The 21068-nt window shown below is 70.4% G+C and carries 18 protein-coding genes; 15 read left to right on the forward strand and 3 right to left on the reverse strand.

What is annotated here, in order from left to right; all coding sequences use genetic code 11:
- Positions 1-21 precede the first annotated feature (21 nt).
- On the reverse strand, positions 22-966 hold the full coding sequence (locus tag ACNNMR_RS40085) for a cation diffusion facilitator family transporter (protein ID WP_419999655.1): 945 nt from the start codon (positions 964-966) through the stop codon (positions 22-24).
- 168 nt (positions 967-1134) lie between these two features.
- Positions 1135-2127, reverse strand: a complete 993-nt coding sequence (galE, locus tag ACNNMR_RS40090; protein ID WP_419999656.1) for a UDP-glucose 4-epimerase GalE — start codon at positions 2125-2127, stop codon at positions 1135-1137.
- 312 nt (positions 2128-2439) lie between these two features.
- On the opposite strand from galE, the gene ACNNMR_RS40095 reads away from it, so the two are divergent.
- From ACNNMR_RS40095 to ACNNMR_RS40125, 7 genes are read left to right on the forward strand one after another with little or no spacing between them, the layout of a single operon-like run.
- Positions 2440-4251 carry a DUF5941 domain-containing protein gene (locus ACNNMR_RS40095; protein WP_420000638.1) on the forward strand — a complete coding sequence of 604 codons (1812 nt, stop codon included), beginning with the start codon at positions 2440-2442 and terminating at the stop codon, positions 4249-4251.
- Entirely contained in the window at positions 4248-4985 is a 738-nt protein-coding gene (locus ACNNMR_RS40100) for a sugar phosphate nucleotidyltransferase (protein WP_419999657.1), read from the forward strand. The genes ACNNMR_RS40095 and ACNNMR_RS40100 overlap by 4 nt, the downstream gene beginning before the upstream one ends.
- A complete protein-coding gene (locus ACNNMR_RS40105) occupies positions 4973-6037 on the forward strand; it encodes an iron-containing alcohol dehydrogenase family protein (RefSeq protein ID WP_419999658.1) in 1065 nt (354 codons plus the stop codon). The genes ACNNMR_RS40100 and ACNNMR_RS40105 overlap by 13 nt, the downstream gene beginning before the upstream one ends.
- Entirely contained in the window at positions 6015-6794 is a 780-nt protein-coding gene (locus tag ACNNMR_RS40110) for a CDP-alcohol phosphatidyltransferase family protein (protein WP_419999659.1), read from the forward strand. The genes ACNNMR_RS40105 and ACNNMR_RS40110 overlap by 23 nt, the downstream gene beginning before the upstream one ends.
- Before the next feature lie 20 nt (positions 6795-6814).
- Positions 6815-7687, forward strand: a complete 873-nt coding sequence (locus ACNNMR_RS40115) for a glycosyltransferase family 2 protein (RefSeq protein WP_420000639.1) — start codon at positions 6815-6817, stop codon at positions 7685-7687.
- Positions 7688-7745: 58 nt separating this feature from the next.
- Positions 7746-8678 carry an ABC transporter permease gene (locus ACNNMR_RS40120; protein WP_419999660.1) on the forward strand — a complete coding sequence of 311 codons (933 nt, stop codon included), beginning with the start codon at positions 7746-7748 and terminating at the stop codon, positions 8676-8678.
- A complete protein-coding gene (locus tag ACNNMR_RS40125; RefSeq protein WP_419999661.1) occupies positions 8665-9468 on the forward strand; it encodes an ABC transporter ATP-binding protein in 804 nt (267 codons plus the stop codon). The genes ACNNMR_RS40120 and ACNNMR_RS40125 overlap by 14 nt, the downstream gene beginning before the upstream one ends.
- A 22-nt stretch (positions 9469-9490) precedes the next feature.
- On the opposite strand, the gene ACNNMR_RS40130 is transcribed toward ACNNMR_RS40125, so the two are convergent.
- The gene (locus tag ACNNMR_RS40130) at positions 9491-11674 is read right to left on the reverse strand and encodes an MMPL family transporter (RefSeq protein ID WP_419999662.1); all 2184 of its coding nucleotides are present in this window, start codon (positions 11672-11674) and stop codon (positions 9491-9493) included.
- Between the two features lie 85 nt (positions 11675-11759).
- Here ACNNMR_RS40130 and ACNNMR_RS40135 point away from each other — a divergent pair, with 85 nt between their 5' ends.
- The 8 genes from ACNNMR_RS40135 to hpnH all read left to right on the forward strand — a co-directional run bounded on the left by ACNNMR_RS40135 (position 11760) and on the right by hpnH (position 21047).
- Positions 11760-12422: a TetR/AcrR family transcriptional regulator gene (locus ACNNMR_RS40135; protein WP_419999663.1), complete on the forward strand. Its 663-nt coding sequence runs from the start codon at positions 11760-11762 to the stop codon at positions 12420-12422.
- Between the two features lie 392 nt (positions 12423-12814).
- Positions 12815-13714, forward strand: a complete 900-nt coding sequence (hpnC, locus tag ACNNMR_RS40140; RefSeq protein ID WP_419999664.1) for a squalene synthase HpnC — start codon at positions 12815-12817, stop codon at positions 13712-13714.
- Between the two features lie 8 nt (positions 13715-13722).
- On the forward strand, positions 13723-14664 hold the full coding sequence (gene hpnD, locus ACNNMR_RS40145; RefSeq protein ID WP_419999665.1) for a presqualene diphosphate synthase HpnD: 942 nt from the start codon (positions 13723-13725) through the stop codon (positions 14662-14664).
- Positions 14665-14818: 154 nt separating this feature from the next.
- Positions 14819-16225, forward strand: coding sequence for a hydroxysqualene dehydroxylase HpnE (hpnE, locus tag ACNNMR_RS40150; protein WP_419999666.1), 1407 nt, complete (start codon positions 14819-14821; stop codon positions 16223-16225).
- A 56-nt stretch (positions 16226-16281) separates the two neighbouring features.
- A complete protein-coding gene (locus tag ACNNMR_RS40155; RefSeq protein WP_420000640.1) occupies positions 16282-17331 on the forward strand; it encodes a polyprenyl synthetase family protein in 1050 nt (349 codons plus the stop codon).
- A 30-nt stretch (positions 17332-17361) separates the two neighbouring features.
- Entirely contained in the window at positions 17362-19347 is a 1986-nt protein-coding gene (shc, locus tag ACNNMR_RS40160) for a squalene--hopene cyclase (protein WP_419999667.1), read from the forward strand.
- Positions 19347-20015 carry a 1-hydroxy-2-methyl-2-butenyl 4-diphosphate reductase gene (locus ACNNMR_RS40165; RefSeq protein ID WP_419999668.1) on the forward strand — a complete coding sequence of 223 codons (669 nt, stop codon included), beginning with the start codon at positions 19347-19349 and terminating at the stop codon, positions 20013-20015. Before shc ends, ACNNMR_RS40165 begins: the two co-directional genes overlap by 1 nt.
- Positions 20016-20021: 6 nt before the next feature.
- The gene (gene hpnH, locus ACNNMR_RS40170) at positions 20022-21047 is read left to right on the forward strand and encodes an adenosyl-hopene transferase HpnH (RefSeq protein ID WP_419999669.1); all 1026 of its coding nucleotides are present in this window, start codon (positions 20022-20024) and stop codon (positions 21045-21047) included.
- Positions 21048-21068: the final 21 nt, after the last annotated feature.

Raw genomic sequence — 21068 nt, forward strand, 5'->3', positions numbered from 1 at the left:
TCCTTACGGCGACATCCCTGTTCAGTGACAGAGCTTGACCTCGTGGTCCGCGTGCCCCACGGGCTCCAGCTGGAAGGTGCAGTGCTCGACGTCGAAGTGATCTCCCAGGCATTCCTGCAGGTCGTGGAGGAGCTTTTCGTGGCCCACGGCGTCGAGCATTTCCTTGCTCACCACCACGTGGGCCGAGAGGACCGGCATGCCTGAGGTGATCGTCCAGACGTGGAGGTCGTGGAGGTCCTCCACGCCGGGGAGGTCGAGGATGTGTTGGCGGACCTCTGCGATGTCTACGTCCTTGGGGGCCGTTTCCAGGAGGACGTCGATGGCTTCGCGGAGGAGTTTGAAGGTGCGGGGGATGATCATGGCGCCGATGACGATCGAGGCGATCGGGTCCGCGTAGCGCCAGCCCGTGAGCATGATGATCAAGGCGGAGACCAGGACGGCGACCGAGCCCAGGGCGTCTGCGGCGACCTCCAGGAAGGCGCCGCGGACGTTCAGGCTTTCGCGTTGGCCTGCCATCAGGAGGGAGAGGGAGATCAGGTTGGCTACCAGGCCGATGGAGCCGAAGATCAGGGTTAGGCCGCCGTCGATTTCTGTGGGTTCTACGAAGCGCTTGATGGCCTCGTAGAGGATGTAGCCGCCTACGCCGAAGAGGAGCAGGCAGTTCGCGAGGGCCGCCAGGATTTCGGCGCGGGCCAGGCCGAAGGTGCGGCGTTCGGCTGATGGGCGGTTGGCGAAGTGGATGGCCATCAAGGCCATGGAGAGGCCGATGACGTCCGTGGCCATGTGGCCCGCGTCCGCGATCAGGGCCAGGGAGCCGGTCAGGGCGCCGCCGATGATCTCCGCTACCAGGACCGTCGTGGTCAGGCCCAGGGCGATGCGCAGCCGCCCCCGGTATGCCGCCGCCGCGGTACCCGAGGCGCCCGGTGGTGGCCCGTGGGAATGCCCGTGGTCGTGCCCTGCCCCCATGGCGCAGCCTTCCGTAGTCCCAGCGGATCCGGTGGATCCATCGGTCCGGTAGCGGTCCGTAACCGCCGTCTTACGGGGCCAGTGAACTACGGGGTGGGGGTAAGGAGCAACACGAAGCTGAACACCGTTGTCATCGTCTGACCTGCGGAAACGCTCCCGAAGCTGCCATCAGCGGACACGTGCCTCCGGGTGGTGCAGGCACCAGCCCTCCCACGCCGAGGTGACCATGTCGCGGACATCGCGCCGCGGGGTCCAGCCGAGCTCCTTCTCCGCCCGCTCGTACGACGCCACGACCTTGGCGGGGTCGCCGGGGCGGCGCTCCACGACCCGGGCGGCCGGCTCGTGGCGGCCCGTGACGTCGGCGATCACATCGGCCATTTCGCGTACGGACACGCCGGTGCCGCTGCCCAGATTCACCGTGATGTCGCCGGCGTCGACGGCGTCGGGCCGGGAGACATAGCGCGCCGCCGCAAGGTGGGCGTCGGCGAGATCGACCACATGGATGTAGTCGCGGATGCAGGTGCCGTCAGGTGTGTCGTAATCATCTCCGTAGATCAGCGGCGCCTCCCCGCGCGTCAGCCGGTCGAAATAGATCGGGATGACGTTGAACACCCCCGTATCGGCCAGCTGCGGGGTCGCGCACCCGGCGATGTTGAAATAGCGCAGGCACGCCGTCGCGATGCCGTGGGCATTGCCCGCCGCGCGTACCAGCCATTCGCCGGCCAGCTTCGTCTCCCCGTACGGAGAGAGCGGGTGGCAGGGGGTCTCCTCGGTGACCAGCTCCACATCCACCGACCCGTACACCGCGGCTGAGGAGGAGAAGACGAAGCGCCGCACGCCGGCCGCTGCCACCGCCTCCAGCAGGGTGGTCAGGCCCAGCATGTTCTCGCGGTAGTACATCAGCGGCTGCTCGACCGATTCGCCGACCTGCTTCTTGGCCGCGGTGTGGATCACACCCGTGATGCCGTGGTCCGCGATGACGCGGTCAACGGCGGCGCGGTCCGTCACCGAGCCGCGGACCAGCGGGACGTCCGCCGGGAGGCGCTCGGGGAAGCCGGCCGACACGTCGTCCAGCACCACCACGCCCTCGCCCGCGGCCTGCAGCGCCCGTACAACATGTGCGCCGATGAAGCCGGCGCCGCCTGTGATCAGCCAAGTCATGCCTGCAGCGTATCCGGGCACCGGCACCCTCGGGCGAGGCCTGTGGACAACCTGTGACATGCGCGCCGACACCTGCCCGGCACCCGCCCGCGATGGCCGGATCCGTCCAGGTCAAGCCCGCGCCACGCGTGCTCAGCTTGTACCGCGCAGCGGCGATGCACCATGATGATCGCATTCGAGCCCCTCCTGGTTGGCTGGGCGGCGAACCCATCCGCACGGGGATCCGCTAACCTCTGCCGACATGCCGCCGGCCGGTTGGGGGACGGGGCGGTGCCCCTGCCCTGCCGCTGTGCTGTCAAGGAGTGAGTTCGACTGCGGACCGCAATCGTCATCGGCCCGCCCGTGCCCGATTCGCCCCTCGACGGCGACCTCAGGGCGCTGGGCTTCGACGACATCCAGACAGCGGCGGACATTGCCGACGCCGCCACGGTGCTCGCCCTTCTCCCAGAGGCCGAGGCCGGGACCCAGCCGCACGCGAGCCGCATCGCGCTCGTCGACAGCCGCTTTGTCGGCCACCGCCACAGCCTCCGCCTCGCCCTTACGGACCCGCGCTGGCCCGCCGCCGCCATCGAAGGCGCCGTAACGGCGCAGCCCGAGGCGCGCGCCGCGCTCTCCCGCGCCGCCATGCGCAGCCAGTCGATAGGAGGCGTAGCCGACCAGCTCGCCACCCAGCTGGAGGCGGACGGCCTCGCGCTGACCCGCCCCGAGCTGGGCGTCCTGGTCGCCGCCACCCCGCAGAACCTCACCGACCGCGCCAAGGCCGAGGACTCGGTCGCGGCCGTCAACGAGGAGAAGGCGCGGCTCAACTCGATCGTGAAGGCCCGCGACGGCTTCTTCACCACCTTCTTCATCAGCCCGTACTCCAAGTACATCGCGCGCTGGTGCGCCCGCCGCGGCCTCACCCCGAACCAGGTCACCACCGCGAGCCTCATCACCGCCGTCATCGCGGCCGGGCTCGCCGCCACCGGCACCCGCCCCGGCTTCGTCGCCGCCGGCGTGCTGCTGCTGTTCTCCTTCGTCCTGGACTGCACCGACGGCCAGCTGGCCCGCTACTCGCTGCAGTACTCGACGATGGGCGCCTGGCTCGACGCCACCTTCGACCGCGCCAAGGAGTACGCGTACTACGCGGGCCTCGCGCTGGGCGCGGCCAATGCGGACGGCGACGACGTGTGGGCGCTCGCGCTGGGCGCGATGATCCTGCAGACCGCCCGCCATGTCGTCGACTTCTCCTTCAACGAGGCGAACCACGACGCCCAGGGCAATACGAGCCCCACCGCGGCCCTCTCCGACAAGCTCGACAGCGTCGGCTGGACCGTATGGCTGCGGCGCATGATTGTGCTGCCCATCGGTGAGCGCTGGGCGATGATCGCCGTGCTGACGGCGCTGACCACACCCCGGATCGTCTTCTACGCGCTCCTCATCGGCTGCGCCCTGGCCGCCTGCTACACCACGGCCGGGCGCGTGCTCAGGTCGCTCACCCGCAGGGCCGAGCGCACCGACCGCGCCGCCGAGGCGCTGGCCTCGCTCGCCGACACCGGCCCGCTCGCCGAGGGCGTGGCCCGGGGCACGGCCCGTAAGCGAAAGGCCGGCGGCTACCTGGCGCCCGTCTTTGCCGGGATCGGCGCCGTAAACCTGCTGGCGGACGCGCTGATCACCGGCGGTTCCTGGGTGACCTTCGCGGGCGCGGTCCTCTACGTGATCTTCGCTGGCCTGGCCGTCGCCGCGCCCCTCAAGGGCGCGCTCGACTGGCTGGTGCCGCCCATCTTCCGCGCGGCGGAATACTCCACGATCCTGGTCCTGGCCGCCAAGTCGGACGCCCCCGGCGCCCTGCCCGCGGCTTTCGGGCTGGTGGCCGCGGTCGCCTACCATCATTACGACACGGTGTACCGCATCCGCGGCGGCACCGGCGCACCTCCGCACTGGCTGGTGCGGGCGATCGGCGGGCACGACGGACGGACGCTGCTGGTGGTAGCGGCGGCTGCCCTGCTGAACGATTCAGGGTTCACGATCGCGCTCACGGCGCTGGCCGTGGCCCTGGCACTAGTGGTGCTCGCAGAGAGCATCCGTTTCTGGGTCTCTTCCGGAGCACCCGCTGTACACGACGAATCAGGAGAACCCGCATGATCGGCCTCGTGCTGGCGGCAGGCGCCGGACGGCGACTGCGCCCCTACACCGACACCCTCCCCAAGGCCCTGGTGCCGGTCGACGGTGACACCACCATCCTCGACCTCACCCTCGGCAACTTCGCCGAGATCGGCCTCACCGAGGTAGCCATCATCGTCGGCTACAAGAAGGAGGCGGTGTACGAGCGCAAGGAGGCCCTGGAGCAGAAGTACGGTCTCAAGCTCACGCTGATCGACAACGACAAGGCCGAGGAGTGGAACAACGCCTACTCCCTCTGGTGCGGCCGCGACGCGATCAAGCACACCGTGATCCTCGCCAATGGCGACACCGTGCACCCCGTCTCCGTAGAGAAGACCCTCCTCGCCGCCCAGGGCGGCGGCAAGAAGATCATCCTCGCCCTCGACACGGTGAAGAACCTCGCCGACGAGGAGATGAAGGTCGTCGCGGACCCCGAGAAGGGCGTCCAGAAGATCACCAAGCTGATGGACCCGGCCGAGGCCACCGGCGAGTACATCGGCGTCACCCTCATCGAGGGCGACGCGGCCGACCAGCTCGCCGACGCGCTGAAGACCACCTTCGAGCGCGACCCCGACCTGTACTACGAGGACGGCTACCAGGAGCTCGTCAACCGCGGCTTCAAGATCGACGTGGAGCCGATCGGCGACGTCAAGTGGGTCGAGATCGACAACCACGACGACCTCGCCAAGGGCAGGGAGATCGCGTGCCAGTACTGACCCGGCTGATGCCGAGCCCGGTTGTCGTAGACATCCGGGCCGGCGCGCTGGACGACCTGGCCACGATCCTCAGCGACCAGCGCATCGCCCCCACCGGCAAGCTCGCCTTCGCCATCAGCGGCGGCTCGGGCCAGGCGCTCAAGGAGCGCTTCGCGCCGTCCTTCCCCGGCGCCGACTGGTTCGACGACGCCGACGGCACCATTGACGGCGCCGTCAAGCTGGCCGAGTCGATAAGGCGGGCCGGCCGCTTCGACGCGGTCGTCTCGCTCGGCGGCGGCAAGGTCGTCGACTGCGCGAAGTACGCCGCGGCCCGGGTGGGCCTGCCGCTCGTCGCCGTGGCGACGAACCTCGCCCACGACGGCCTGTGCTCCCCGGTCGCCACGCTCGACAACGACGCGGGCCGCGGCTCGTACGGCGTGCCGAGCCCGATCGGCGTGGTCATCGACCTGGACGTGATCCGGGACGCCCCGGCCGCGTTCGTACGGGCCGGCATCGGCGACGTGATCTGCAAGATCTCCGCCGTGGCCGACTGGGAGCTGTCCCAGAAGGTCAACGGCGAGGCGGTCGACGGCCTGGCCGCCGCCATGGCCCGGCAGTCCGCGCACGCGGTGCTGCGGCACCCCGGCGGCATCGGCGACGACGAGTTCCTCAGCGTGCTCGCCGAGAGCCTCGTGATGTGCGGCCTCGCCATGTCCGTGGCCGGCGACTCGCGGCCCGCGTCCGGCGCCTGCCACGAGATCTGCCACGCCTTCGACCTGCTCTTCCCCAAGCGCAACTCGCCGCACGGGGACCAGTGCGGATTCGGCGGCACCTTCGCCACGTTCCTGCGCGGCGACGTCGACACGGCCAAGGAGATGGCTGCCACCCTGCGCCGGCACGGCCTGCCGGTGCTGGCCAGCGAGATGGGCTACAGCGACCAGGACCTGGTCGACGCGATCCTCTTCGCGCCGCAGACCCGCCCCGGCCGCTACACCATCCTCGAGCATCTCGACCTTTCCGCCGACCAGATCAGGGACGCGTACGCCGACTATGCAAAAGCCGTCAGTAGCTGAACTCCGCCCCGTGGTTCACCCCGCCGGGGTGAAGGACCGGCGGAGCGGTGAGCACTGGGGCGGCCGGCTCTACATGCGCGAGATCTCGCTGCGCATCGACCGGCACCTGGTGAACACCAAGGTCACGCCCAACCAGGTGACCTACGTGATGACGGTCGCATCCGTCCTCGCCGCCCCGGCGCTGCTGGTGCCCGGGGTGGCGGGGGCGCTGCTCGGCGTCCTCATGGCGCAGCTCTACCTGCTCTTCGACTGCGTCGACGGCGAGCTCGCCCGCTGGAAGAAGCAGTACTCGATGACCGGCGTCTACCTGGACCGGGTCGCCGCGTACTTCCTCGACGCCGCCGTGCTGCTCGGCTTCGGCCTGCGCGCCGCGGACATCTGGGGCGAGGGCCGGATCGACTGGCTGTGGGCCTTCCTCGGCACCCTGGCCGCGCTCGGCGCCATCATGATCAAGGCCGAGACCGACCTGGTCGGCGTGGCCCGCCATCAGCAGGGTCTGCCGGTCGTCAAGGAGTCCGCCGCCGAGCAGCGCTCCTCCGGCATGGCGCTGGCCCGCAAGGCCGCCGCGGCGCTGAAGTTCCACCGGCTCATCCTCGGCATCGAGGCCACGCTGCTGATCCTCGCCTTGTCGGTCCTGGACATGATCCGGGGTGACCTCTTCTTCACGCGCCTCGGTGTCGCCGTGCTGGCCGCAATCGCGGTCCTGCAGACGGTCCTGCACCTGGTGAGCATCCTGGCCTCAAGCAGATTGCGGTGACCTCAATGCCGGATGAACAGCTGAAGCTCGGCGCCGTGATCATCACCATGGGCACCCGCCCCGAGGAGCTCGGCGCGCTGCTCGACTCGGTCGCCAAGCAGGACGGCGCCCCGATCGAGTCCGTCGTGGTCTTCCAGGGCTCGGAGCCCACCGCCCTTCCCGAGGGCGTACGGGCCGTGCCGCTGCCGGAGAACCTCGGCATCCCCGGCGGCCGCAACGTCGGCATCGACGCCTTCGGCGAGCACGGCCAGGACGTCGACGTGCTGCTCTTCCTCGACGACGACGGCCTGCTCCCGCGCCAGGACACCGGCGAGCTGATCCGCGAGGCCTTCGCCGGCGACCAGGAACTCGGCATCGTCAGCTTCCGCATCGCCGACCCGGACACCGGCGCCACCCAGCGCCGGCACGTCCCGCGGCTGCGGGCCGCGGACCCGCTCCGGTCTTCCCGGGTGACGACCTTCCTCGGCGGCGCCAACGCCGTCCGTACGAAGGTCTTCGCCGAGGTCGGCGACCTGCCGGCGGAGTTCTGGTACGCCCACGAGGAGACCGACCTCGCCTGGCGGGCCCTCGACGCCGGCTGGCACATCGACTACCGCGCCGACATGGTCCTGCACCACCCGACCATGCCCCCGTCGCGGCACGCCACGTACCACCACAACGTCGCCCGCAACCGCGTCTGGCTCGCCCGGCGCAACCTCCCGGCCCTCCTGATCCCGCTCTACCTCGGGATCTGGTTCGCCCTCACGGTGCTGCGGAAGCCGTCCGCGTCCGCGCTGAAGGCGTGGCTCGGTGGCTTCAAAGAGGGCTGGAGCACCCCCTGCGGTCCAAGGCGCCCCATGAAGTGGCGTACGGTATGGCGGCTGACCCGGCTGGGACGCCCGCCGGTTATCTGACACGCTCGTACAAGCACTCAGCGCGATACGCACTCGAGAACGGGAAGACGCGAAGACAGTGAGCGATACGGCTACGGGTGCCCCGCCGGGCTATTCGCCGGACGAGGGTCTGCCTCCTGCCCAGCTGGCCGCCAAGTACGGTCTGACGCAGAGCGGAGCCCGGCCAACGCTGCCCGGTTACGTGCGGCAGCTGTGGGCCCGGCGGCACTTCATCCTGGCCTTTTCCCAGGCCAAGCTGACGGCGCAGTACAGCCAGGCGAAGCTCGGGCAGCTGTGGCAGGTCGCCACCCCGCTGCTGAACGCCTGCGTGTACTTCATCATCTTCGGGATCATCCTGGGGGCGCGGGACGGCGTCCCCGGCGGCAAGCACAACTACGTACCGTTCCTGGTGATCGGCGTCTTCATCTTCACGTTCACGCAGCAGTCCGTGATGACCGGCGTGCGCTCGATCACCGGGAACCTCGGCCTGGTGCGGGCGCTGCACTTCCCGCGCGCCTCGCTGCCGATCTCGTTCTCGCTGCAGCAGCTCCAGCAGCTGCTGTTCTCGATGATCGTGCTGCTGATCATCCTGCTCGGCTTCCAGGAGTGGCCCACGTGGCGCTGGTTCCTGGTGCTGCCGGCGCTGGCCCTGCAGTTCACGTTCAACATCGGCCTTGCGATGATCTTCGCGCGGATGGGAAGCAAGACGCCCGACCTGGCGCAGCTGATGCCGTTCGTGCTGCGGACCCTGATGTACGCGTCCGGCGTGATGTTCCCGCTGCACGCGATGCTGGAGAAGAACACGACCGCCCCGACCTGGGTGGCCGACGTGTTGCAGGCGAACCCGGTGTCGGTCTACATGGATCTGATGCGCTTCTCGCTGATCAGTGACTATTCGATCCACGACATCGCGCCGCATGCGTGGTGGCTGGCGCTGGGCTGGGCGGTCCTCTTCGGCGTGCTGGGATTCGTGTACTTCTGGAAGGCTGAGGAGCGGTATGGCCGTGGCTGAGCAGGGAGCGATCGAGGACAGCAAGCCGGCGGACAGCCATGTCCCCACGGTCATCTGCGACGACCTGCACATCGTCTACCGCGTGATGGGCGGCGGCGGGCGCGGCAGCGCCACCGCGGCCCTGAACCGGATCATCAAGCGCCAGCCGTCCCCGCGGCTGCGCGAGGTGCACGCGGTGCGCGGCGTGTCCTTCACGGCGTACCGCGGCGAGGCCATCGGCCTCATCGGCTCGAACGGCTCCGGCAAGTCCACGCTGCTCAAGGCGGTGGCGGGGCTGCTGCCGGCCGAGAGCGGCAAGGTCTACACCGACGGCCAGCCGTCGCTCCTCGGCGTGAACGCGGCGCTGATGAACGACCTCACCGGCGAGCGCAATGTCATCCTCGGCGGCCTCGCGATGGGCATGTCCAGGGAGCAGATCCGCGAGCGCTACCAGCAGATCGTCGACTTCTCCGGGATCAACGAGAAGGGCGACTTCATCACCCTTCCGATGCGCACGTACTCCTCCGGCATGGCGGCCCGGCTGCGGTTCTCCATCGCCGCGGCGAAGGACCACGATGTGCTGATGATCGACGAGGCCCTCGCCACCGGCGACAAGAAGTTCCAGAAGCGCTCCGAAGCCCGCATCCGCGAGCTCCGGAAGGAAGCCGGCACGGTCTTCCTCGTCAGCCACAACAACAAGTCGATCAGGGACACCTGCGACCGGGTGCTGTGGCTGGAGAAGGGCGTCCTGCAGATGGACGGCCCGACGGACGAGGTCCTCAAGGCGTACGAGAAGGAGACGGGCAAGTAGCCCGCCCCCTTCTCAGCCGGAGTCAGGCGTTCACCGGAGCTTTCGGCTCCGGTGTTTCGCTTACGCCGACCTTGCCGTGTACGCGGCGCAGCCACGCCGGGGCGTACCAGGCCGTCCGCCCCAGGATCCGCATCGCGGCGGGCACGAGGACGCCCCGTACGGCCACCGCGTCGATCAGGATCGCCAGGCCGCTGCCCAGGCCGAACATCTGGATGAAGCTGACCGAGCTGGTGCCGAAGGCGAAGAAGGACACCGCCAGCAGCCCAGCCGCCATCGTCACGATCCGGCCGGTACGGGAAAGCCCCGTCGTCACCGCCTCCGCGGGCTCCGCGCCCGCGTCGTGCAGCTCCTTGATGCGGCTCGTCAGGAACACCTCGTAGTCCATCGAAAGACCGAAGACGATGACGAACATCAGCACCGTCATCGCCGTATCCATCGGCTGCGCGGTGAAGCCCAGCAGCCCGCTCAGATGGCCGTCCTGGAAGATCCACACCATCGCGCCCATGGCGGCCGTGAGGCTGATCGTGTTGAGCACGAGCGCGCGCAGCGGCTGCACCACGCTCCCCGTGAAGAGGAACAGCAGCACGAAGGTCGTCACCGCCACCCACGCGATGGCGAGGGGCAGCCGGTCGCCGATCGAGTCCTTGGCGTCGACCAGCCGCGCGTCGGTCCCGCCGACCAGGGCCTGCGCGGGGGCGGGCACGTCCCGTACCGCCGTCACCAGATCCTGCGCCCGGTCCGAGCGCGGCTGGAGGTCGTGCGTGAGGGTGAGGCGCTGCGCGTCCGGCCGCGTCATCGTCGCGGCCGCCGGCCCCGCGGGCTCCGCCGCGCCGTCGTGGTACGTGCCGGTGCTCGCGTTCACCTGGACCACGCCGGGCAGCCGGGAGAGCTTCTCCGCGTACGGGTCGAGCTCGGCGTCGCTCACGCCCCTGGTGGTCACCACCTGAATGGCCGAGTCGTCGTTCGCGTCGAAGCCGGCCCGCATCGCCGTCGCCACCTGCCGGCTCTCCGCGCTCTCCGGCAGCACCCGCTCGTCAGGGGTGCCGAACGAGATCCCGAGCAGCGGGCTCGCCGCCGCGAGCAGCACCGCGAGCACCGGGAGCGCGGTGAGCGCCGGGCGGCGCATGACCGTGCTCGCGAGCCGGCCCCAGAAGGCGGAGTCGGGGCGGCGGACGGCGCGGGAGCCGGGCAGCCGGCCCTTGTTGACGCGGTGGCCGAGGAGCATCAGCAGCGCGGGTACGACGAAGAGCGCGCTGATCGCGGCGATCGCGACCACGCCGATGCCCGCGTACGCGAAGGTGCGCAGGAAGAACATCGGGAAGAGCAGCAGCGCCGCCAGCGCCGCGATGATCGTCGCCGACGAGAAGGCGATGGTGCGGCCCGCGGTGGTGACGGTGCGGCGGATCGCGTCGGCGACGTCGTCGCCGTGGGCGAGCTGCTCGCGGAAGCGGCTGACCAGGAGCAGGCCGTAGTCGATGCCGAGGCCGAGGCCCAGGGCGGTGGTGACGTTCAGGGCGAAGATCGAGACGTCGGTGACGCTGCCGATGAGATAGAGCTCGGCGAAGGTGCCGAGGATCGCGATCAGGCCGATGACCAGCGGCAGCAGCGCGGCGATCAGGCTGCCGAAGGCGAGCACCAGCAGGATCAGGGTGATGGGTACGGCGATCGTCTCGGCGACGGCGAGGTCCTTGCCGACCTGGGCGGAGACGTCCTTGCCGACGGCGGTGTTGCCGCCCGCCTGCACGCGCACGCCGTCCCGCTCGCCGCCGTACTTGTCGATGAGCTTCTCGGCATTGGTGTCCTGCTCCTTGTCGCCGCCCTTCACATGGGCGAGGACCAGGGCCTGGGTGCCGTCGCGGGAGAGCAGGTCCTTGCCGCCGCGGTCCCAGTAGGACAGCACGCCGCCGACCGTCGCCTCGTCCTTCAGCCCGGCGGTGATCGCCTTGCCGCGGGCGGTGGCGGCCGGGGCGTCGAGGCCGCCGCTGGTGGAGCGGACCAGCAGGACGAGGTTCGTATCGCCGCCGAACTTGTCCTCGATGCGGTCCGCGGCCTTGGTCGACGGCGCATTCGGATCGTCGAAGCCGCCGGAGCTGAGCTTGCCGAACGCGCCGAAGCCGAGCGCGGCCATGGCGACGACGGCGACCACCGACAGGGCGGTGAGGAGCTTTGCTCTCCGTACGGCCAGATTGGCGATGCGTAGCAACATGCGGTCCCCCCTGGGGAAGTTAACGATGTCAACATGGACTGTCCCAGGGGATGTTAATGCTGTCAACATCGGGCATGATGCGACCATGAGTGCGAGTAAGGGCGGCCGCTCGGCCTATCACCACGGGGACCTGCAGAACGCGCTGGTTGAGGCGGCGACCGAGCTCGCGCGCGGCGCCGGACCCGAGGCCGTGGTGCTACGGGAGGCGGCGCGGCGGGTCGGGGTGTCGGCCACGGCCGCGTACCGGCACTTCGCGAACCAGGCCGACCTGCTGCAGGCCGTGAAGGTCCGCGGGCAGCGGGAGCTCGCCGACTCCATGCAGCGCGGCGTGGCGGCGATCCCGGACGGCGGCGACAAGGCGCAGGCCGCGCGGGAGCGGCTGTGGTCGATCGGCCGCGGCTATGTGCGCTTCGCCCTGGCCGAGCCGGGCCTCTACCGGGCGGCCTTCTGCCGGATCCCGCACGTCGGCGACCACCCGTGGGACGGCGGGCAGCCAGGGGAGGGCGACGAGTTCCGGTCCTTCGACATGCTCGTGGAGACCCTGGACGGGCTGGAGGCGGCCGGCGTGATGCGGCCGGGCGTCCGCGAGGGGGCGGAGTTCGCGGCGTGGTCGGCCGTCCACGGGCTTGTGATGCTGATTCTGGACGGGCCGCTGTCCAAGCTTCCGGAGCCGGTCCGGGACGCGGTGATCGAGCGGACGATCGGGACCGTGGTCGCCGGGCTGACGCTCCCGGCGGACGCCTCGTAGTCAAAGAACGGTCAAGTCCCACGCGTAACGGGAAGTTTCGGCGATCGTGATCTGTTGTCGCAGCAAGCTGTACACCCTGGCTCACGCATGTCAGATGTACGGCGTACGCTGTGCACCGTGCCGATCAGTGGCAAGCCGGTCCAAAACGGCCCCACCGACCGGCAGCGACGCAGCTCAGCGGGCGTATACCCCTGTGCGGCGTGTCCGAAATAGATTGGTCTGAGGGATCGGTGTAGAACGGGAGGCGTGACGGCATTGGCAACTCGAGACAACAGGCGTCGAGGTGCCCGCGGCCTCTGTCCCACCGACTCCGCACCCGCTCCAGGGTCACGCTCGGGCAGCAAGCGGTGAGCGGCGGCAACCAAAAGGTGCGAAACGCCGTCTCCGCCAGAGTGAAGGGGGACAGGCGCGGGCCCGACAAGGGCGAGCGCGCCGTGCTGGACCAGGCAGCCACCGAGAATTTCCCGGTGGCGCCGTTCTTCCTGCCGCGCGCCTGGCGGGCCGACCTGATGGCCGTCTACGGCTTCGCCCGCCTCGTCGACGACATCGGCGACGGCGACCTGGCGCCGGGCGGCGCCGACGCGGCGTTCCTCGGCCTCGGGCCGCACTGGGAGGGCGACCGGCTCGGGCTGCTCAAGGCCTTCGAGGACGACACCCACCGGGTCTTCGACGGCACCCCGAGGCACCCGCTCCTCAAAACCCTGCAGCCCACCGTCCGGCGCCATGCGATGAGCCGGGAGCCGTTCCTCGGCCTCATCGAGGCCAACCGGCAGGATCAGCTGATCCGGCGCTACGACACGTACGACGACCTGCTCGGCTATTGCGAGCTGTCCGCCAACCCGGTCGGCCGGATGGTGCTGGAGCTCGCCCATGTCACCTCGCCGGAGCGGATCCGCCACTCCGACGCGATCTGCACGGCGCTGCAGATCGTGGAGCACCTGCAGGACGTCGCCGAGGACTTCACCCGCGACCGGATCTACCTCCCGTCCCAGGACATGAAGCGCTTCGGCGTCAGCGAGCGCGACCTGTCGATGCCGACCGCCGATGACCATGTGCGCGCGCTGATCGCCTTCGAGGCCGAGCGCGCCGCACGCCTGCTGGACGAGGGCGCCCCGCTCGTGGGCAGCGTCAGCGGCCGGCTCCGACTGCTGCTCGCTGGGTTCGTGGCCGGGGGGCGCGCCGCACTCAAGGCGATCGCGGCAGCGGATTACGACACCCTCCCCGGCCCTCCCAAGCCCACCAAGCCGCTGCTGCTGCGCGAGGTGGGCGCCACTCTGCGACGGAAAGGGTGAGGCGCATCATGACTGGAGCAGCCCGCACGCACGCCCCGTACGCATCCGGGCAGGTCCTCGCCGCGTACGGCTATTGCGAGGCCATCACCGGCACCCAGGCCCGTAACTTCGCCTACGGCATCCGGCTGCTGCCCGCGCCCAAGCGCTATGCGATGTCCGCCCTCTACGCCTTCTCGCGCCGGGTCGACGACATCGGCGACGGGCCGCTTCCTGACGACGCGAAGCTCGCGCGCCTGGAGGACACCCGGCTGCTGCTGCGGCAGATCAGAGACGGGGAGATCGACGAGGACGACACCGACCCGGTGGCCGTCGCGCTCGCGCATGCCGCGCGGCAGTTCCCCATCCCGCTCGGCGGGCTCGACGAGCTCATCGACGGGGTGCTGATGGACGTCCGCGGCGAGGAGTACGAGACCTGGGACGACCTCAAGGCGTATTGCCGGTGTGTCGCCGGGGCCATCGGCCGGCTCTCGCTGGGCGTCTTCGGCACCGTGCCCGGCGCGCGCGGGGCGGATCGCGCCCCCGAGTACGCCGATACGCTCGGGCTCGCCCTGCAGCTGACGAACATCCTGCGCGACGTGCGCGAGGACGCCGAGAACGGGCGCACCTACCTGCCGTCCGAGGACCTCGCCAAGTTCGGCTGCTCGGCCGGCTTCGGCTCGGCCACGCCGCCGCCCGGCTCCGACTTCGCCGGTCTGGTGCACTTCGAAGTGCGGCGCGCCCGCGCCCTGTTCGCCGAGGGGTTCCGGCTGCTGCCGATGCTGGACCGGCGCAGCGGCGCCTGCGTCGCCGCCATGGCCGGCATCTACCGCAGACTTCTCGACCGGATCGCCGCAGACCCGGAGGCCGTGCTGCGCGGCCGGGTGTCGCTGCCCGGCCGGGAGAAGGCCTATGTCGCGGTGCGCGGGCTCAGCGGCCTGGACGCGCGGCAGGTCGCCCGGAGGCGGATGTGATGTGTGACCGCGCCCCCGGCGGGCCAGGGATGGAGCGTGCTGCCACCGTTACCGCCCGTATCACCGCCAGTACCACCGCCCAATTTCCCGCAAGCGGCGGGCAACCCTCCGCCTCGCCGACCGCGTCTTTCGCCGTGATGACCAAGGGGGGCTCATGACCGAGGCACCCACCGCGGTGGTCGTCGGCGGCGGCCTCGCCGGCACCACCGCGGCGCTGACCCTCGCCGACGCCGGCGTGCGCGTCACGCTGCTGGAGTCGCGGCCGCGGCTGGGCGGTCTTGCCTTCTCCTTCGCCCGCGACTCGGCCGCCGGACCGCTCACCATCGACAACGGCCAGCATGTCTATCTGCGCTGCTGCGCCGCCTACCAGTGGTTCCTCGACCGTGTGAAGGGCCGGCATCTGGCGCCGCTGCAGGACCGGCTCGACGTGCCCGTGCTGCATGCCGAGACGCGGAAGCTGGGGCGGCTGCAGCGCGGCAATCTGCCCGTACCGCTGCACCTGGCCGCCAGCCTGCTCCGCTACCCGCACCTGTCGCTCGCCGAGCGGGCCGGGGTCGGCCGCGCCGCGCTCGCCCTCAAGGGCCTCGACCTCGCAGACCCGGCCCTGGACCGCGAGGACTTCGCCACCTGGCTCGGCCGGCACGGCCAGTCCGAGCGGGCCGTCCGGGCGCTGTGGGACCTGGTCGGCGTCGCCACCCTCAACGCCACCGCCGGGCAGTCCTCGCTCGGCCTCGCCGCCATGGTCTTCAAGACCGGGCTGCTCACCGACCGCGGCGCCGCCGACATCGGCATCGCCCAGGTCCCGCTCGGCGAGCTGCATGACACCCTCGCCCGCAAGGAGCTGGCCGAGGCGGGGGTACGGACCGAACTCCGGGCCCGCGTCGGGTCGTTGGAGGCGCTGGAGAAGGGTGGCTGGGCCGTCACCGCCGGCACCGGTCCCGGCGAGGACGAGCGCATCGAGGCGGATGCGGTGGTCCTTGCCGTACCGCAGAAGGAAGCCCACGGCCTGCTGCCCGACGACGCCCTCGACGACAAGGAAGCGCTGCTGAAGATCGGCACATCGCCGATCCTCAACCTCCACGTCATCTACGACCGTAAGGTGCTCAAGCGGCCCTTCTTCGCCGCGCTCGGCACCCCCGTGCAGTGGGTCTTCGATCGTACGGACACCAGCGGCCTGGGCGACGGCGGGCAATACCTCGCCGTCTCCCAGTCCGCCGTCCACCAGGACATCGACCGGCCCGTCAGCGAGCTGCGCGAGCGTTATCTGCCGGAGCTGGCGCGGCTGCTGCCGGCCGCCCGCGGCGCCGAGGTGCGCGACTTCTTCGTCACCCGCGAGCGCACCGCGACCTTCGCGCCGACCCCGGGCGTCGGCGCGCTCCGCCCGCCGCAGCGCACCAACGCGCCGGGCCTCGCGCTCGCCGGCGCGTGGACCGCCACCGGCTGGCCCGCGACCATGGAAAGCGCCGTGCTCAGCGGCATCAAAGCCGCCCATACGACCTTGACCGGTCTCGGCCGCCCGTACGAAACCGCAGGACTGCCCGCCACGCTCGAGGCGGCATGAGCACCACCGGATATCAAGGAGAGAGCGTGACCAGTCTGGAGTCGAACCCATCGAGCATGGTGGACGTGCTCGCTTTGCTGGAGCGCGGCCGGGAGCTCTCCACCCCGCTGCTCCGCGAGGTCGTCGACCGCCTCGCGCCGCCCATGGACACCGTCGCCGCCTACCACTTCGGCTGGATCGACGCGGCCGGCAAGCCGGCGGCGGGCGACGGCGGCAAGGCCGTACGCCCCGCCCTCGCTCTGATCTCCGCCGAGGCCGCGGGCGCGCCGCCGGAGAAGGGCGTGCCGGGCGCGGTCGCCGTCGAGCTGGTGCACAACTTCTCGCTGCTGCACGACGACCTGATGGACGGGGACGAGCAGCGCCGGCACCGCGACACCGTCTGGAAGGTGCACGGCCCCGCGCAGGCCATCCTCGTCGGCGACGCGCTCTTCGCGCTCGCCAACGAGGTGCTGCTCGAGCTCGGCACCGTCGAGGCCGGGCGCGCCACCCGGCGGCTCGCCGTCGCCACCCGCAAGCTGATCGACGGCCAGGCGCAGGACATGTCGTTCGAGCACCGCGAGCGGGTCTCGGTCGACGAATGCCTGGAGATGGAGGGCAACAAGACCGGCGCGCTGCTGGCCTGCGCCGTCTCCATCGGCGCCGTCCTCGGCGGCGCGGACGACAAGACCGCCGACGCCCTGGAGCGTTACGGCCACCACCTCGGGCTCGCCTTCCAGGCCGTGGACGATCTCCTCGGCATCTGGGGCGAGCCGGCCGAGACCGGCAAGCAGGCGTGGAGCGACCTCAGGCAGCGCAAGAAGTCGCTGCCGGTGTGCGCCGCGCTGCAGGCCGGCGGGCCCGCCTCGGACAAGCTCGCGGGGCTCCTCGCCGCCGACGCCAAGCTTGGTGCCGGTGAAAAAGAAGAGGAAACCGTGACCTTCGACGAGGAAGAATTCGCGACCCGGGCCGCGTTGATCGAACAGGCCGGAGGCCGCGAGTGGACCTCCGAGGAGGCGAAGCGGCAGTACACCACCGCGCTCGCCGCCCTGGAGGGAGTGCACATGCCCGACAGCATCCGCGAACAGCTCACCGCCCTCGCCGACTTCGTAGTCGTACGCCGGCGCTGACGGACAACCGCGTAAGCGTAGGGAGTGAATTTGACCGCCACGACACAGGGAAGCAATGGACCAGCCCGCCCCGAGGCCGCGGTCGCCGGAAAGGACGCCCCTTCGGTCTTAATGGCCGCTGCTGCGGCGAAAGAGCGCGCCGTCGGCCACCTCCTCTCCCGCCAGAACGCGGCGGGCTGGTGGAAGGGCGACCTGGAGACCAACGTCACCATGGACGCCGAGGACCTGCTGCTCCGCCAGTTCCTGGGCATCGGCGACGACCGCACGCTCGCCGCCGCGGCCAGATGGATCCGCTCCCAGCAGCTCGAGGACGGCACCTGGAACACCTTCCACGGCGGCCCCGGCGACCTGTCCACCACCATCGAGGCGTACGTAGCCCTGAAGCTGGCGGGCGACGACCCCGACGCGCCCCACATGTCCGCGGCCGCACAGTGGGTGCGCGAGCACGGTGGCGTGGCCAAGAGCCGCGTCTTCACCCGTATCTGGCTGGCGCTCTTCGGCTGGTGGAAGTGGGACGACCTCCCCGAGCTGCCGCCCGAGGTCATGTATCTGCCGCCGTGGTTCCCGCTGAACATCTACCAGTTCGGCAGCTGGGCCCGGCAGACCATCGTGCCCCTCACCGTCGTCTCCGCCAAGCGCCCGGTGCGGCAGGGCCCGTTCCCCATCGACGAGCTGCACGCGGACGCCGCCCACCCGAACCCGCCGCAGCCGTTCGCCCCGGTCAACACCTGGGACGGCTTCTTCCAGCGGCTCGACCGGGCGCTGCACCAGTACCACAAGGTCGCCTTCCGCCCGCTCCGTAAATCCGCGCTGAAGAAGGCCGCGGCCTGGATCGTGGAGCGGCAGGAGGCCGACGGCTGCTTCGGCGGCATCCAGCCCCCCGCCGTCTATTCGATCATCGCGCTGCACCTCCTCGGATACGACCTCGACCACCCCGTCATCAAGGCGGGCCTGCGCTCGCTGGACGACTTCGCGATCTGGCCCGACGAGGACACCCGCATGATCGAGGCGTGTCAGTCCCCGGTCTGGGACACCTGCCTCGCCACCATCGCGCTCGCCGACGCGGGCCTGCCCGCCGACCACGAGGCGCTCGTACGGGCCGCCGACTGGATGCTCGACGAGCAGGTCACCAAGCCCGGCGGCGACTGGTCGGTGCGCCGTCCCGGGCTGGCCTCCGGCGGCTGGGCGTTCGAGTTCGAGAACGACACGTACCCGGACACCGACGACTCCGCCGAAGTGATCCTCGCGCTGCGCCGGGTGCACCATCCCGACCAGGCGCGGGTCGACTCCGCCGTGGAGAAGGGGGTCCGCTGGACGGCGGGCATGCAGTCCAAGAACGGGGCCTGGGGCGCCTTCGACGCCGACAACACCTCGGTGCTGCCGACCAAACTGCCGTTCTGCGACTTCGGCGAGGTCATCGACCCGCCGTCCGCCGACGTCACCGCGCATGTGGTGGAGATGCTGGCCCGCGAAGGCCTGGCCAATGACCCGCACGCCCGCCGCGGCATCGCCTGGCTGCTCGCCGAGCAGGAGGAGTCCGGGGCCTGGTTCGGCCGCTGGGGCGTCAACTACGTCTACGGCACCGGATCCGTCGTCCCGGCCCTGATCGAGGCCGGGCTGCCGGCGAAGCATCCGGCGATCCGCCGGGCGGTCGGCTGGCTGGAGTCCGTACAGAACGACGACGGCGGCTGGGGCGAGGACCTGCGCTCCTACAAGTACGCCAAGGAGTGGTGCGGCCGCGGCGAGTCCACCGCCTCCCAGACCGCCTGGGCGCTGCTTGCCCTGCTCGCGGCCGGGGAGCGGGACTCGAAGGCCACCGAGCGCGGCGTCGAATTCCTCGCCCGTACGCAGAACGAGGACGGGTCCTGGGACGAGCCGTACTTCACGGGTACCGGCTTCCCCTGGGACTTCTCCATCAACTACCACCTGTATCGCCAGGTGTTCCCGCTCACCGCCCTCGGCCGGTATGTGGGCGACACGGGGGCGGCTGACGCCGCAGAAGGGGGCGCCATCTGATGGGGAACGGCCCCGTGCCCCTGCTGATCGCTTGCGCGCTGGGTATCGAGCAGCGCGCGCTGCGGTCGGGCATGCGCGGGGCCCGGCCGGCCCGAGTGGGCTCGCCGGAGGCCCGGGGGGCGGCCGGCCCGGTCGCCCTCGTACGCACCGGCATGGGGCCGGCGGCCGCCGAGCGCGTGGTCGCCGAGGAGCTCGGCCAGGACACCTTCGCCGACTCGCCGGTGATCGCCACCGGCTTCTGCGCCGGGCTCGTACCCGGCATGCGGCCCGGTGACGTCTTCGTCGCCGGGGCCACCGAGGACGCGCACGGCCGCGTCGAATGCATCGGACGGGAGCCGCTTGCCGAGGCGCTGGAGCTCCTCGGCATAACCGTCCACACGGGGCTGCTGACCGGCTCCGACCATGTCGTACGCGGCGCCGAGCGGACCCGGCTGCGGGCCGCGGGCGCCGCCGCGACCGACATGGAGTCCGCGGCCACGCTCCGCACCGCCGTCAAGGCGGGCCCGCGCCCCGTCGCCGCCGTCCGGGTGATCGTCGACGCGCCCGAGCATGAACTCATCCGAATCGGGACGGTCCGGGGCGGCATCACGGCCTGCCGCGTGCTCAGCTCTGTCCTTCCCGCCTTTTACGAATGGCACCGTACGTTGCCGCCGCTCCCCAGGAGGTGAGCCCAGATGGCCATGCCGCTGCGCCAGTCCATCAAGGTCGCGACCTATCTCTTCGAGCAGAAGGTCATCCGCAGGAATGAGAAGTTCCCGCTGATCGTCGAGCTGGAGCCGCTCTACGCCTGCAATCTCGCGTGTGAGGGCTGCGGGAAGATCCAGCACCCCGCCGGGGTGCTCAAGCAGCGGATGCCGGTGCAGCAGGCGGTCGGCGCGGTGCTGGAGTCCGGGGCGCCCATGGTGTCCATCGCGGGCGGCGAGCCGCTGATGCACCCGAAGATCGATGAGATCGTGCGCCAGCTGGTGGCCAGGAAGAAGTACGTCTTCCTCTGCACCAACGCCATGCTGCTGCGCAAGAAGATGGACAAGTTCACCCCGTCCCCGTACTTCGCCTTCGCCGTGCACATCGACGGCATGCGGGAGCGGCACGACGAGTCGGTGGCGAAGGAAGGCGTCTTCGACGAGGCGGTCGAGGCCATCAAGGAGGCCAAGCGCCGCGGCTTCCGGGTGACCACCAACTCCACCTTCTTCAACACCGACACCCCGCAGACCATCATCGAGGTGCTCAACTACCTCAACGACGACCTCAAGGTCGACGAGATGATGCTCTCGCCCGCCTACGCCTATGAAAAGGCGCCCGACCAGGAGCACTTCCTGGGCGTCGAGCAGACCCGCGAGCTGTTCAAGAAGGCCTTCGCGGGCGGCAACCGCCGCCGCTGGCGCCTCAACCACAGCCCGCTCTTCCTCGACTTCCTCGAGGGCAAGGTCGACTTCCCGTGCACCGCGTGGGCGATCCCGAACTACTCCCTCTTCGGCTGGCAGCGCCCCTGCTATCTGATGAGCGACGGTTACGTCACCACGTACAAGGAACTCATCGAGGACACCGACTGGGACAAGTACGGCCGCGGCAAGGACCCGCGCTGCGCCAACTGCATGGCGCACTGCGGCTATGAGCCAACTGCCGTGCTGGCCACCATGGGTTCGCTCAAGGAGTCCATCCGAGCGGCGAAGGAGAGTGTCGCCGGGAACCGGAACTGACGGCATGAGATGAGGGGGCGG

It is taken from the genome of Streptomyces boninensis, assembly GCF_048572725.1.
GTDB classification, from domain to species: Bacteria; Actinomycetota; Actinomycetes; order Streptomycetales; family Streptomycetaceae; genus Streptomyces; species Streptomyces boninensis.

Excerpts from the sequence above, each read along its gene's own strand:
- ACNNMR_RS40085 (WP_419999655.1), bottom strand. The coding sequence starts at position 966 with ATGGGGGCAGGGCACGACCACGGGCATTCCCACGGGCCACCACCGGGC.
- hpnE (WP_419999666.1), top strand. The coding sequence starts at position 14,819 with ATGACCGAGGCACCCACCGCGGTGGTCGTCGGCGGCGGCCTCGCCGGC.
- ACNNMR_RS40110 (WP_419999659.1), top strand. The coding sequence starts at position 6,015 with ATGCAAAAGCCGTCAGTAGCTGAACTCCGCCCCGTGGTTCACCCCGCC.
- ACNNMR_RS40100 (WP_419999657.1), top strand. The coding sequence starts at position 4,248 with ATGATCGGCCTCGTGCTGGCGGCAGGCGCCGGACGGCGACTGCGCCCC.
- hpnH (WP_419999669.1), top strand. The coding sequence starts at position 20,022 with ATGGCCATGCCGCTGCGCCAGTCCATCAAGGTCGCGACCTATCTCTTC.
- ACNNMR_RS40165 (WP_419999668.1), top strand. The coding sequence starts at position 19,347 with ATGGGGAACGGCCCCGTGCCCCTGCTGATCGCTTGCGCGCTGGGTATC.
- ACNNMR_RS40130 (WP_419999662.1), bottom strand. The coding sequence starts at position 11,674 with ATGTTGCTACGCATCGCCAATCTGGCCGTACGGAGAGCAAAGCTCCTC.
- ACNNMR_RS40155 (WP_420000640.1), top strand. The coding sequence starts at position 16,282 with ATGGTGGACGTGCTCGCTTTGCTGGAGCGCGGCCGGGAGCTCTCCACC.
- ACNNMR_RS40125 (WP_419999661.1), top strand. The coding sequence starts at position 8,665 with ATGGCCGTGGCTGAGCAGGGAGCGATCGAGGACAGCAAGCCGGCGGAC.
- galE (WP_419999656.1), bottom strand. The coding sequence starts at position 2,127 with ATGACTTGGCTGATCACAGGCGGCGCCGGCTTCATCGGCGCACATGTT.
- ACNNMR_RS40135 (WP_419999663.1), top strand. The coding sequence starts at position 11,760 with ATGAGTGCGAGTAAGGGCGGCCGCTCGGCCTATCACCACGGGGACCTG.
- hpnD (WP_419999665.1), top strand. The coding sequence starts at position 13,723 with ATGACTGGAGCAGCCCGCACGCACGCCCCGTACGCATCCGGGCAGGTC.